This window comes from Anaerolinea thermophila UNI-1 (assembly GCF_000199675.1).
In the GTDB taxonomy this organism is placed as follows: domain Bacteria; phylum Chloroflexota; class Anaerolineae; order Anaerolineales; family Anaerolineaceae; genus Anaerolinea; species Anaerolinea thermophila.
Genome location: NC_014960.1, coordinates 1,714,844 through 1,728,192 on the forward strand (window position 1 = coordinate 1,714,844; position 13,349 = coordinate 1,728,192).

Genomic DNA, 13,349 nt, shown 5'->3' on the forward strand with positions numbered 1-13,349 from the left:
CACTTATTATAGGGCAACTTGCATAAAAATCGCTTAATGGTTAAGGGTCATAAGGTATAATGCCAGACATGAATATGTACGTAGCCATTGACATTGAAACTACAGGGCTGGATCCAGAGAAAGACTGTATTATTGAAATTGGCGCCGTCAGGTTCTCCAACCGGCGGGTTGAAGCAGAATGGTCTTCTTTGATTAAACCAACAAAAAATATCCCCTCATTTATTACTCAACTGACTGGCATAACCAATGATATGGTTCGGAAAGCCCCAACAATACAGGATGTTATTGGGGATTTAGCACATTTCGTTGGAAATTGTCCTATTGTTGGGCACAATATTCGCTTTGACCTTTCCTTTCTCCAGAAGCAGCACATTTTATGGAATAATCATGTCATTGATACTTATGAACTTGCATCGGTGTTGCTTCCAACAGCCAGCCGGTACAATTTGGGGGTGTTGGCGCAATCTCTGGGAATTTTGTTACCAGCCACACATCGTGCGCTGGATGATGCTCGTGTGACCCATGCTTTGTTTATTGCTTTACTGGAAAAAGCCAGCGAACTTCCTGTAGATCTCTTAAATGAAATTGTTCAGCTAAGCGAACCACTCAATTGGGATGCGTATATCGTCTTTCAAGATGTTTTGAACCGAAAATCCGCATTTGTTCCAGCAAAGCCTTCAGGTAGAAGACAGCATCAAAACCTCTTTGAACCACTGTCCGAGCCCATTTATCCGCCTACCGAGGTTGTTGAAAGACCAGTTCCCCTGGATCCAGATGAAATTGCTGGTTTGCTTGAGCATCACGGTCCTTTTGCCCATTATTTTGAGCAATATGAGTATCGTCAACAACAGGTAGAGATGCTTCGAGAAGTATGTCAGGCTTTGTCCACTCCATACCACTTAATGGTTGAGGCAGGGACTGGAACAGGCAAATCCTTCGCTTATTTGATTCCCGCCGCAATTTTCGCCTATCAGAACAACACCAGAGTAGTTATCTCCACAAATACGATCACATTACAAGATCAATTGCTAAAAAAAGATATCCCCGATCTATGCAATGCTCTTAACATAGATCTTCGCGCTGTTGTTCTAAAAGGACGCTCGAATTATCTTTGCCCTCGAAAATTTGAAGCTCTACGTCAGCGCGGTCCTTCAACAGTAGATGAAATGAGAGTGTTGGCGAAAGTCCTGGTTTGGCTGTTAAGTAGTCAAACTGGAGACAGAAACGAGCTGAATCTGAATGGACCTACAGAACGCGAAGTGTGGAATCGCATTTCGGCAGAAGATGAAGGATGCAAAGCAGAGGTTTGTATTGCCAGAACTGGTGGAGGGTGTCCTTTTTACCGCGCCCGCCAAGCAGCACAAAGCGCTCATTTGATTGTAGTTAATCATGCTCTTTTATTATCTGATATTGCAACCGGGAATCGGTTGTTGCCTGACTATCAATACCTGATTGTGGATGAAGCTCATCATCTTGAAGGTGCTACAACCAATGCGTTAAGTTTTCGAGTTACTCAATCGGATATCCTGCGACTTTTAAAGGAATTAGGAGGCACATCTACAGGCTTGCTTGGCAGGATATTCGCAGAATTACGGCGTTTATTACGCCCTTCTGATATGGCTGTATTTTCTCAATCCCTTGAGAGAGTGACAGACCTTTCATTCCGGATGGAAACTTTCATCAAGAACTTTTTCCACGCCATTGATGAATTTCTGGAAGACCAGCGAGATGGACGTCCTTTAGGTGCTTATGGACAACAAACACGTATTGTGGATGGAGTGCGTACATTACCATCCTGGACAAATGTAGAGGTGGAATGGGATAATTGCCACGAAACCTTTGCTCTTTTACTCAACCTTATCAGCGAGATTTATAAAAACTGTACCGAGTTTGGCGAGGCAATGGGGGAAGAAATCCGGGACTCCATGGATGCTTTGGCTTCTATATATCGCAGGTTGGCAGAAACGGACTTGAATATTCATTCTTGTATTTCTCAACCTCAACAAAACACCATATACTGGATTGAAATCCAGCAAAATGGGAATTCTATCTCCATTAATGGTGCCCCGCTTCACATTGGCCCGTTAATGGAGCAATACATTTGGCATGAGAAGTCCAGTGTAATCCTCACTTCCGCCACTTTGACAGCCAACGAAGGTTTTGATTATATCCGGAACCGTTTATACGCAGATGAAGCCAATGAATTGGCTTTAGGATCTCCCTTTGATTATGAAAGTTCTGCTTTACTGTATATTGTGAACGATATTCCCGAACCATCCGATGCCAATGGATACCAGAGAGAACTGGAGCGAGTCCTTGTTCGTCTTGCCAAAGCAACCCAGGGAAGAATGCTGGTGCTATTTACTTCCTATGCTCAATTGAAGAAAACTTCTCAAGTTATCACTCCATTACTGGCTGATCAGGGGATATTAGTATATGAACAGGGAGAAGGCGCGTCAACTCATACCCTGTTGGCTACTTTTCGGGAAGCAGATAAAGCAGTACTTTTAGGCACTCGCGCTTTCTGGGAAGGTGTAGATATTCCCGGTGAAGCATTGTCTGTGCTGGTAATTACAAAGTTACCATTCGATGTACCTTCGGATCCGATTATTGCAGCACGAGCGGAAACTTTTGAGGATCCTTTTAATGAATATCATTTACCAGAGGCTATCCTTCGATTCCGTCAGGGGTTTGGTAGGCTAATTCGTACACAATCCGATCGAGGGATTGTTGTAGTCTTGGATAAGAGAATCCTTACCAAAAGGTATGGAAGAGCCTTTATCGAAAGTCTACCCACCTGTACGCTGAAGGTGGGAGGGAGTGAGGACTTGCCCGGAATTGCAAGACGCTGGCTTAATCTCTAAACCCACCAGCCAGTAAACAAATTTTCTCTTTCCTGTAGGACGTTGACACTCCCGTTTTCTACCCATAGAACAGCAGGTCGAGCGAACAGGTTGTAGTTCGATGCCATACTGAGATGATATGCACCTGAAACCGGGAAGATTAAGTGATTGCCGGTCTGAACTTCGGGTAAATCAATTTCATGAATGAGTTCATCCCCAGATTCACAAAACCTACCAACGATCCTATAACAAGTTGTAGGACTACCTAAAGGATTTTCTGCTACGATAGCTTCATATTCTGCTTGATATAGGGGTGGGCGAATATTATCGCCCATCCCACCGTCTACAGCCAACAGTTTTTCTCCGTTTGAGAACTGTTTAACCCTGCCTACAGTGTAAATCGCAATTCCTGCCCGCGCAACAATCCATCTTCCAGGCTCAAGAATTAATCGGGGAAGAAAATTACTCCCTCGATACTCTTCTTGAATGACAATGGAAATTTCCCTGATCCAATTCTCTATGTTGTTATTTATCATTTCGTCGTGTCTGTAGGGAACCCCCCAGCCCCCACCAGGACATACCTCAGCAGGTATCCAGTTACATCTTCTGGCTAATTTAAGCATTTCCCCAATTGCTTGTTTGTAAGGGGCTGTGTCGAAAATTTGCGAACCTATATGAGTATGAATACCAATTAACCGAAAGTTCGGATTAGCCATTAACATCCGGATCGCTGTTTCTGCCTGGCCATCGCGAATAGTCAATCCAAATTTGCTCACAGAATGTCCGGTATTGCGGTACGGATGTGTAGCAATCTCATCAATTTCAGGATTAACTCTAATCCAAACGGAAATAGGTGATTTTTTGTGAGAAAGTCTCTCAAGTATTTCTATGTCTTCAAAATTGTCTATCACAATGGCATGAATGTTTGCCTGAACGGCATGATCAAGTTCAGCATACGTCTTGTTATTTCCATGCAAATGGATTCGTTCTGGCTTAATCCCTGCTCTTAAAGCAAAAATTAATTCATTTTCTGAAACAGCATCAATACCAACTTCTGTCTTGGCAATAAACTGAGCAAATCTCAATGAAAAATATGCCTTTGCAGCATATGTAATTATGCTCTCGCCAGGATAGTATTTCTTTAGGGTATCTTTCAGCGTATCGATATTATGGAAAATTGTATGGGCATCGTAAATGTATAAGGGGGTAGAATATTTTTCGGCGAGTTCAAGAATATCAAAACCTGAGAGGTTAATACGACCTCTCTCAGAAACAACCATGTTATCTGGAAATAATGGCAAGATTGAAGACATCTTTAGGAAGTAACCTACGTTTCCTGGCTCAAATTGGAAAGATGATATTCGAAAGGATATTCCTCCTCATGAAAACCGCTGATTACAATCAACGCATTAACAACGGTTGTTCCGGAATTTCGCCAACGATGCTTTAAACTCGCTGAAAATAACATGCTATCTCCAGGCTCCAGCAGGTATGTTTTTCCTTCCACATCATATTCCAGTTTTCCCCTCAAACAAAACACTAACTCATGTCCGCTATGCACAATGTAACTTGGTCCACTGTTACCGCCATTTTCCAGGGTTAACAAAAATGCTTCCACTCTCCCTATAAAATGCTCTCCCCCTAACCCTTCCATCATACCTCTTAGAAAAGGGATACGTGTTCTCTCGCTTGCTTTTCGGAAAACCACTGCTTCCTTCACCGGCATCGTACGGAAGAAAGCCGTCACAGGAACTTTAAGAGCAATAGCCAGTTTGTTTAGAGTGCTTACTGAGGGGGATGTCATTCCCCTTTCGATCATGCTTAAGGCATTGGCGGATAATCCACTCAGGCGGGCAAGTGCACGGATGGAAATGTTCCTTTCCTCTCGGAGCGCCCTTAGCCTTTGCCCGACGTCGATAGATTCTGCTTGTTTGTCAAATCCTTCCATTGCTTTTTTTCCTTCTGTGGCTATACGAAATTTAGTCGTTGATTTGCCTCACACTTTCTCGCCTTAGTGCTTAAAATGTCTCACCCCTGTGAAAATCATGGCAATACCTGAATTGTCTGCCGCACGGATTACGTCGTTATCTCTGACCGATCCCCCAGGCTGAATAATTGCCCCTATTCCAGCCTTTGCCGCCACTTCAATTGAATCAGGAAACGGGAAAAATGCATCGGATGCCATTACTGCACCTCTTGCTCTTTCTCCAGCATTTTCAATGGCTATACGAACACTTTGAACTCTGTTGGGTTGCCCTCCACCAATACCCACTGTGGATTTTCCTTTTGCCAGAACAATTGCATTCGATTTTACGTGTTGACAAGCCTTCCAGGCAAACTTAAGGGCAACCATTTGTTCCTGATCAGGATGTTTTGAGGTTACTACGCGCCATTCTGTCCCATGAGGATCACCCCAATCAACACTTTGACGGAGAACCCCGTGATAGACAGAACGCAACTCCCATTGTTCATTTGAATATTGTGTAGAGATTGGAATTTCTATCACCCGGCAATTCTTTTTCCTGGATAAAATTTCCATGGCTTCGCTGGTAAATCCTGGAGAAACAATACATTCTATAAACAAATCCTTCATTTGGATAGCGGCGGTCTCATCAATAACACGATTGCTGGCAACAATCCCCCCAAAAGCAGAAACCGGATCACATTCCAGTGCTTGCCGGTATGCTTCTGCCACAGTATTTGCACTGGCAATTCCACAGGGGGAAAGATGCTTAATAATGGCGACAGTGGGTTCGTCAAACGAAGACACCACCCTCCAACCGGCATCCACATCTAAAATATTGTTATAAGACAACTCTTTCCCTTGAAGAACCCGTCCATCGAATGGCTTCTCGTTCGGGCTAAAAGAGTAAAAAATCGCTTGCTGATGGGGATTTTCACCATATCTGAGGTTTTGACATCTGTATAGATTGAGCGGGTAAACTTCACCTGAACTGAGAAAGCCAGCGATGAAAGCATCATACCTACTGGTCACTCCGAAGGCTTTCCAAGCCAGAGAACGCCGTAAGGTCTCCGTATTTTGACCACTTTTTAGAGCATCAATGACAACAGAATAATCAGCAGGATCACAAACAACAAGCACCCTCTGAAAATTTTTTGCCGCTGCTCGAAGCAGAGCCACTCCCCCAATATCAATGTTTTCTATTGCTTCGCTCAAATCAATATTTGGTGATTGAACCTTTTTTTCAAATGGATATAAATTTACAACAACTAAATCAAACCTCAACCAATTATTATTTGCAAGTACCTTTTCATCTTCATGGATATCTCTAGCCAGAATTCCTGCATATATCGCCGGGTGAAGCGTCTTTACCCTTCCCCCAAGCATTTCACCCATGCCAGTATAATCAGACAACTCGTTAACCGTAATACTATTTTTTCGAAGTTCGTTTGATGTTCCTCCTGAAGCCCATATAACCCATCCTAACGTTACAAGTTCCTGCGCAAATTCCACCAGTTGTGATTTATCTGTAACGGAAATGAGTGCATTAGGCATACTCTTAAGTCTCCCTTTTGAAAGCCAGGTCTACACTTAAACAATTACCAACATGGTTCAGTTTTTTAGAACCAATCACGTCTTCTGAAAATACTCACCACTACAGCAGAAATTACAATCGATATAATTATCACAAATAGCGCAGCCAGGGGGTGATCCTGGACGGGCAAATCCACGTTCATCCCAAAAAAACTCGTCACAATCGTAGGAATACTCAAAATGATTGTTATCGAAGCCAAAAATTTCATAACCTCGTTCAAATTATTTGAAATCATAGAGGCAAACGCATCCATCATAGAGCTCAGAATGTTACTTGAAATTTCCACCATTTCAAGCGCCTGACGATTTTCGGTTATCACATCCTCTAACAAATCCTCATCGTCTGGATAGGCTTTGAAAATCTGCCAGCGTTGAAGACGTTCCATCATTAACTCATTTGCTCGTAAGGCAGTTGTAAAATAGACCAAACTTTTTTGGTACTTAAGCAATTCAAGAATATCCCGATTTCTTGAGGATAAGGTAATCAGGTCTTCCAACGTTTCTACCACTTTATTAATTTCCTTGAGGTATAGCAAGAACTTACTCGCTGTAGAAAGCAAAACTCGCAATGTAAATCGATTCCTTTTGGCTGTGGAAAGTCCTTTGATTCTCCCTGAGCAAAACTCCTGGATAATATCATTTTGTAAACGGCAAATTGTTACAATAAAACGCGAAGTGATCACAATTCCCAAAGGGATCGTGCGATAAGGCACATCCATCTTTGCACCCTGGAAATACGGAATTCGCAATAACACCAGTAAAGTACCATCATCCTCTTTCTCGGCACGAGATTGTTCGTCCAGGTCTAGCGCGTATGTGATAAAATCCTGAGGCACGCCCAATTCAACCAATTGTTCAATTTCCTCTTGCTCCGGATCAATCACATTGATCCAGCACCCTGTCACTGCTTCAGTGATTTCTTCCAATCCTGCCTCAGTATTTTTATAGATCACCAGCATACACCCTCCAGAGCCCAGAGTCCATCCATACCTTATCATTTTAATCTCAATATGAAAAAATGCATTATAATTAGCGCATCCGGGGATGATCGGCTTCGACGGAAGAGGCTGGTCCCGGACTGCGAGCCGAGAGGTACCGAACTCGTAAAATCAGTACACAAAAAAGTGCCAATCGCACTTACTCCGCCCTCCCGCTGGCTGCCTAATTCAGTCAGCGATGGCAATTCACCCTACGGGGTGACGTCTACCAACCCCGCTCCCTGGCCGGAGGTTGAGTAGGCGTGAGAAAGTCAGGGTGCCGTTCAGGAAGGTCGCGGACTGAACGAAAGAGGGCTTTCGGGCCTTAGCGACTGGTCGAGCACCTTTCCTGCTGATCCTGAGGTCTCGACGAGATAGAGGACCAGCTACGCTCGTAGATGTCCGAGGGTCGAATCTTTCGGACGCGGGTTCAATTCCCGCCATCTCCACTGTCCCACAGACTATGTTAATGGTCTGTGGGTCGTTTTATACAAACCAGTCCCTTGAGATATTCTCCTTCTGGAAAAGTTAACAACACAGGATGATCAGGGCTCTGGTAGAGCCGCTCAAGAATCTGGACATCCGCTCTGGCATCTATTGCAGCCCCAGCCACAATTTTCTGAAACAATTCCGGTGTAATTCCACCTGAACAAGAAAAAGTGAACAAAATTCCACCTGGTTTAAGCAACTTAATGGCTAACAAATTGATATCTTTATATCCTCTAGCCGCACGTTGTGCCTGTGCCGCAGTGGAAGCAAATTTAGGCGGATCCAGAACAATTAAATCAAACGAACGCCCTTCATCCCGAAACTTTCGCAATGCAAGGAAAACATCCGCTTCTAACCAGCGATTTCTCTCTTCAGGCAATTGATTGAGCTTTACATTTTCGTCCGCTAATGCAAGTGCTCCATCAGAAGAATCGATTGAGAGAACACTGTTCGCGCCACCCGCTAATGCATAAACTGTAAATCCCCCAGTGTAACAAAAACAGTTCAAAACATCTTTTCCCTGGCAATACTCTTGAAGTCTTTCACGATTTACTCGTTGATCGAGGTAAAATCCGGTCTTTTGCCCTGTCTGAATATCTATTGCAAACTGAAAGCCATTTTCTTTTACCCTGATTATTGACGGTGGTTCTTTCCCCCATAACACCCCTCTGGTTTCACTCAAACCTTCCAATCTCCGCACCTCTACGTCAGACCGTTCGTAAATTCCACCTACTCCAAGTTCTGATAAAACTGACACAATTTCTTTTTTCCAGTAATTTGCGCCTGCAGAAAGAAATTGAACCACCAACCAATCTGAATACCGGTCTACTATCAATCCGGGCAAACCATCCGACTCAGCGTGAACCAGCCGATAGGCATTAGTATCACGCAAAAGAACACTTTTTTCCCTAATCCAAAGAGCAGTTTGTATACGATTATAGAAAAACTCCGCAGAAATTTTTTCTTCTTCATCAAATGACCAAACACGAACTCGAATTTGTGAAGAGGGACTGTAAGCCCCCCATCCCAGAAAATGTCCAGCGCTATCGCAAACTGCTACCGTTTCACCTATCTCAGGATTTCCAATCACCTTTTCCACAGCCCCAGAAAACACCCAGGGATGTCTCTGGAGCAGACTCTTTTCTCTTCCGGGTTTCAAAATTATTTTTTTCACCAAAGAACTCCCTATCATTTTGATACAAGTTGCTTCAATTCTTCTTCTGTAATTATCCTGACTCCAAGTTGCCGAGCCTTTTCTAACTTTGAACCGGGATTTTCCCCAACCAGAAGATACGAGGTATTCCTAGAAACACTATCGGTGACTTTAGCCCCTAAACGCTCAAGATAACCCTTAATCCCCTCACGAGAAAACTCTTTAAGGGTCCCGGTCACCACAAAAGTTAAGCCAGCAAGGGGTAAACTTTCTACACTTTCCACAGGTGTTTGTTCAGTGGGCCATACGCCCGCCTCACGTAATTTACGCAGGAATTCCTGATTTCCCGAGTGAGTGAACCATTCCACAATCGATTGCGCAATATTCGGACCTACTCCCTCAATTTCCATTAACTGCTGCACGGTTGCTTTAGAAAGAGCATCCAGATTCTTGAAATGTTTGGCAAGTTCACCAGCCATCACCTCACCGACCCCACGAATCCCCAATGCAGTAATCAATCTGGATAATGGACGAGAACGGGAATTTTGAATTGCCTGCAAGATATTTTCAGCCTTCTTATCAGCAAAACCTTCCAAGGTCAATAAATCTTCTTTACTTAAAAAGTACAAATCTGCCGGGCTCTGGACAAACCCCTTTTCTACCAATTGCTCAACAATCTTGATCCCCAATCCAACAATGTCCATTGCCCCCCGTGAGACAAAATGCTCCACATTCCGAATAATTTGTGCTGGACAGGTTACATTGAGACAATACCATGCCACTTCCCCCTCAACGTGAGAAACAGGCTGCCCGCATGCTGGACACATTTCTGGTGGGATAAATACCCTTTCATCTCCCGTACGCAACTCCACAATCGGACCAATCACATAAGGAATCACATCCCCTGCCCTTTTGACCATCACGCGGTCGCCAATACGAATATCTTTTTCACGAATAAAATCAAAATTGTGTAAAGTGGCTTGCTTGACGATAACCCCACCAATTTCGACGGGTTCCAGGATGGCATAAGGGGTAAGCACTCCAGTTCTACCAACATTCACACCAATATCAAGGAGACGGGTGCTGATTTCTCTGGCAGGGAACTTGAAGGCTAAAGCTCCCCGTGGGTCTTTACCTACATATCCAAGTGAAGAGGCAAGTTCAAGATCATTTATTTTGATTACGACTCCATCTGCTTCATAAGGGAGAGTGTCTCTTTTTTCACGCCATTGGTCTAACCCTTTAAGAACTTCTTCAACAGAAGCACAGTACTGGACATCGCTGGCTACCGGAAACCCCCAGGCTTTCAGTGTTTGCAATTGCTCCCACTGTGTTTGAGGCAGGGGAGCACTTGATGCAACAATAGCATACACGAAAATGTTTATCGGACGAGAAGCAGTTAAGGAAGGATCCAGTTGTCTTAAAGAACCTGCAGCGGTGTTCCGTGGATTTAGGTAGGTTTTCTCCCCACTTTGCTCCAGCCTTTTATTCAATTCTTCAAAATCTTTGATAAACATAAATGCTTCACCACGAACCACAACCCACTCAGGCACAGGAACGTTATTCTGCTCAACGGGAATCACCAGGGGTAAACTTCTAATCGTCCTTAAATTTGCGGTGATATCTTCCCCAACTTCGCCATCACCACGAGTCGCTCCTTGAACAAACACACCGTTCTGATAAGTCAAAACCACGGTTAAACCATCAATTTTGGGCTCAAGAACAAAATCTGCGGTAGCAACCCGCGCATCCAACTTGCGAATCCGTTCTATCCAGGCAAGCACATCTGATTTTTCAAAACCATTTGCCAGGCTAAGAATTGGCGAAGGATGACGTACTTTATTGAATTTATCCTGGGGCATTCCGCCAACACGCTGACTGGGAGAATCAGGAGTTATCCATTCAGGGTGAGCAAATTCTATCTGCTTTAACCGAAGTATTAAACGGTCATATTCAGCATCGCTGATAACTGGATCATCCAGAACATAATAACGATAGTCGTGATAATGAATCTGTTTTTTTAAGTTCTCATATTCCTGATACAAAGGGTCCTGGGACATTTATTCCTCCACCATTTGGGATCCTCAAAATGATTTTATCAGACAAGCGTGAAGTTCATCCAAAGATTTGGTAAAATTTCTCCCATGCTCTTTTTTCAACTTATGATAAAAGTCCTCTATAATTTCCCCGGGGTTTTTCTGTTTTATAAACCCACACCTACATTCGAAAACCCCTTTGTGGGAGAAGAGACAAGCATTCATCCACCTTTTGGATGGACCATTGCCGGTTTTTTACTCATTCTGCTTGTCTCTATGTTATATTCCCAAATCAAAAAAGGGCTAAGGCAATTATTTTTAAAGCGGAAGAAAAAATCATCGGGAGGCTGAAAACCTCCCGATTGCTATTCTTCAATCAAACAATTCTTTTTCTCGTTTGGCTTGTTTTCCACGCTCCTCAGTATCCAGAATCTTCTTACGAATGCGGAAACTCAATGGAGTCACCTCCAGTAATTCATCATCCGCCAAAAACTCAATGGCTTCGTCAAGACTCATGACGCGAGGAGGTGTAAGACGAACTTCAATGTCCTTGTTGGAGGAACGCATATTTGTCAGGTGTTTCTTTTTACAGACATTTACAACAACCTCAGAACCTCGCTGAGTTTCTCCAACAACCATTCCTTCGTAAACTGGTACTCCTGGACCAACAAACAAAGTTCCCCTTTCTTCAGCATTTTTTAAGCCATAATTTGTGGTTACTCCTGTCTCCCATGCCACTATGGAATTTGTCAACCGGGAAGGAATAGGGCCAGCCAGTTCTTCATAGCCATGAAACAGAGTATTCATTACCCCCATTCCTTTGGTGGCGGTCAGAAATTGATATCGAAACCCTAAAAGTCCTCTGGTAGGAATCAGATAAGTGAGATGGACGGTGTTATCCGAATTGTCCGTCATATTAATCATTTTGCCACGACGCGAACCCAGCATTTCCACAACCGTTCCAACGGTATCAGGGCTAGTATCAATGTGTAATTCTTCATAGGGCTCCAGGGTTTCACCATTTTCTCCCTGACGGAAAATCACCTCAGGGCGAGAGACTTGAAACTCATACCCTTCACGGCGCATGGTTTCTATAAGAATTGCCAACTGCAATTCACCTCTTCCTGAAACCAGAAAAGCGTCAGAAGTATCTGTTTCTTCCACTCGAAGCGCCACATTATTTCGGGCTTCCTCAAACAAACGTTCCCTCAATTTTCTTGATGTGCCCCACTTGCCTTCTTTACCAGCAAACGGAGAGGTGTTTACCCCAAAAGTCATTCGGACTGTAGGCTCTTCAACTTCAATGGGAGGAAGAGCAACGGGCTCGTTAAAATCAGCAAGAGTTTCCCCAATTTCCACATTTTCCAATCCAGAAACTACAATGATTTCCCCGGCTTCAGCCTGCTCTACTTCACGTTTCTCCAATCCTTGATAAACGAACAGGTAACGTGCTTTTTCAGGAACAATCTCACCACTCCGTTTGATTCGCGCAATGGTTTGTCCAGCAAAAATCTTGCCGGCATGAATCCTTCCGATTGCACTCATTCCACGATATTCATCATAAAACAAGTTAGTAACCAATAACTGGAAAGGAGACTCCGCATCAACTACAGGAGCGGGAATATGCTTTAGAATTGCCTCAAACAGCGGGTGAAGGTCCGGACCCATTTCAGGGGTAGTACCGGATTGTCCGGTTAAACCGTTGGCGTATATAACTGGAAATTCTGCCTGTTCTTCGGTGGCACCCAGCTCAATAAACAAATCAAACGTTTGATTTAAGGTTCGATCAGGTTCAGCATCCTTGCGATCCATTTTATTGATAACAACAATAGCACGATGTCCCCTTTCCAACGCTTTTTTCAAGACAAAGCGTGTTTGAGGCATAGGGCCCTCGGCGGCATCTACCAGTAACAATACCCCATCCACCATATTCATGACCCGCTCTACTTCCCCACCAAAGTCGGCGTGGCCCGGGGTATCTACAATGTTAATTTTGACTAACCGCCCATTCTCATCCGGAATCTCCACAGCCGTATGCTTTGCCAGAATTGTAATTCCACGTTCTCTTTCCAATGCATTTGAATCGAGAACCCTTTCCATAACGAACTGGTTTTCACGAAATACCCTAGCCTGACGAAGCATTCCATCCACCAGAGTGGTTTTTCCGTGATCTACATGAGCAATAATTGCGATATTTCTAATTTCATTTCTTCTTACCAGCATATTACCTTCCTTAACACACAAAACAGACCCCGGAAACTGCTCCGGGGCGCACTAATCTTACCAGAGATTTTT

At 43.7% G+C, this 13,349-nt stretch carries 9 protein-coding genes and 1 other RNA gene; 3 read left to right on the forward strand and 7 right to left on the reverse strand.

Translation table 11 applies throughout. The features are described from left to right. The first annotated feature begins 68 nt into the window (after positions 1 to 68). Entirely contained in the window at positions 69 to 2,864 is a 2,796-nt protein-coding gene (locus ANT_RS07710) for a helicase C-terminal domain-containing protein (protein ID WP_041454825.1), read from the forward strand. Here the strand turns inward: ANT_RS07710 and lysA are convergent. The 4 genes from lysA to ANT_RS07730 all read right to left on the reverse strand — a co-directional run bounded on the left by lysA (position 2,861) and on the right by ANT_RS07730 (position 7,358). Continuing rightward, positions 2,861 to 4,156, reverse strand: coding sequence for a diaminopimelate decarboxylase (gene lysA / locus ANT_RS07715; RefSeq protein WP_013559952.1), 1,296 nt, complete (start codon positions 4,154 to 4,156; stop codon positions 2,861 to 2,863). The two genes, ANT_RS07710 and lysA, sit on opposite strands and share 4 nt — an antisense overlap. Positions 4,157 to 4,170: 14 nt before the next feature. After that, positions 4,171 to 4,791: a helix-turn-helix domain-containing protein gene (locus tag ANT_RS07720; RefSeq protein ID WP_013559953.1), complete on the reverse strand. Its 621-nt coding sequence runs from the start codon at positions 4,789 to 4,791 to the stop codon at positions 4,171 to 4,173. 63 nt (positions 4,792 to 4,854) lie between these two features. Further along, a complete protein-coding gene (purH, locus tag ANT_RS07725; RefSeq protein WP_013559954.1) occupies positions 4,855 to 6,360 on the reverse strand; it encodes a bifunctional phosphoribosylaminoimidazolecarboxamide formyltransferase/IMP cyclohydrolase in 1,506 nt (501 codons plus the stop codon). Positions 6,361 to 6,425: 65 nt separating this feature from the next. After that, positions 6,426 to 7,358 carry a magnesium transporter CorA family protein gene (locus tag ANT_RS07730; RefSeq protein ID WP_013559955.1) on the reverse strand — a complete coding sequence of 311 codons (933 nt, stop codon included), beginning with the start codon at positions 7,356 to 7,358 and terminating at the stop codon, positions 6,426 to 6,428. 81 nt (positions 7,359 to 7,439) lie between these two features. Between ANT_RS07730 and ssrA the strand changes: the two genes are divergently transcribed. Beyond that, positions 7,440 to 7,828: a transfer-messenger RNA gene (ssrA, locus tag ANT_RS16745) on the forward strand. A gap of 14 nt (positions 7,829 to 7,842) precedes the next feature. Here ssrA and ANT_RS07735 read toward each other — a convergent pair. Further along, on the reverse strand, positions 7,843 to 9,039 hold the full coding sequence (locus ANT_RS07735) for a class I SAM-dependent rRNA methyltransferase (RefSeq protein ID WP_041455440.1): 1,197 nt from the start codon (positions 9,037 to 9,039) through the stop codon (positions 7,843 to 7,845). Between the two features lie 14 nt (positions 9,040 to 9,053). After that, the gene (gene ligA, locus ANT_RS07740; RefSeq protein ID WP_013559957.1) at positions 9,054 to 11,078 is read right to left on the reverse strand and encodes an NAD-dependent DNA ligase LigA; all 2,025 of its coding nucleotides are present in this window, start codon (positions 11,076 to 11,078) and stop codon (positions 9,054 to 9,056) included. Positions 11,079 to 11,126: 48 nt separating this feature from the next. Between ligA and ANT_RS07745 the strand changes: the two genes are divergently transcribed. After that, complete coding sequence (locus tag ANT_RS07745) at positions 11,127 to 11,405, forward strand: hypothetical protein (RefSeq protein WP_013559958.1); 279 nt, start codon at positions 11,127 to 11,129, stop codon at positions 11,403 to 11,405. Between the two features lie 21 nt (positions 11,406 to 11,426). Here ANT_RS07745 and typA read toward each other — a convergent pair whose 3' ends face one another. Continuing rightward, positions 11,427 to 13,277: a translational GTPase TypA gene (gene typA, locus ANT_RS07750; RefSeq protein ID WP_172634591.1), complete on the reverse strand. Its 1,851-nt coding sequence runs from the start codon at positions 13,275 to 13,277 to the stop codon at positions 11,427 to 11,429. Between the last annotated feature and the right edge of the window lie 72 nt (positions 13,278 to 13,349).

Coding starts and splice junctions, on each gene's coding strand:
- ligA (WP_013559957.1), bottom strand. CDS start 11,078: ATGTCCCAGGACCCTTTGTATCAGGAATATGAGAACTTAAAAAAACAG.
- ANT_RS07730 (WP_013559955.1), bottom strand. CDS start 7,358: ATGCTGGTGATCTATAAAAATACTGAGGCAGGATTGGAAGAAATCACT.
- lysA (WP_013559952.1), bottom strand. CDS start 4,156: ATGTCTTCAATCTTGCCATTATTTCCAGATAACATGGTTGTTTCTGAG.
- typA (WP_172634591.1), bottom strand. CDS start 13,277: ATGCTGGTAAGAAGAAATGAAATTAGAAATATCGCAATTATTGCTCAT.
- ANT_RS07710 (WP_041454825.1), top strand. CDS start 69: ATGAATATGTACGTAGCCATTGACATTGAAACTACAGGGCTGGATCCA.
- ANT_RS07720 (WP_013559953.1), bottom strand. CDS start 4,791: ATGGAAGGATTTGACAAACAAGCAGAATCTATCGACGTCGGGCAAAGG.
- purH (WP_013559954.1), bottom strand. CDS start 6,360: ATGCCTAATGCACTCATTTCCGTTACAGATAAATCACAACTGGTGGAA.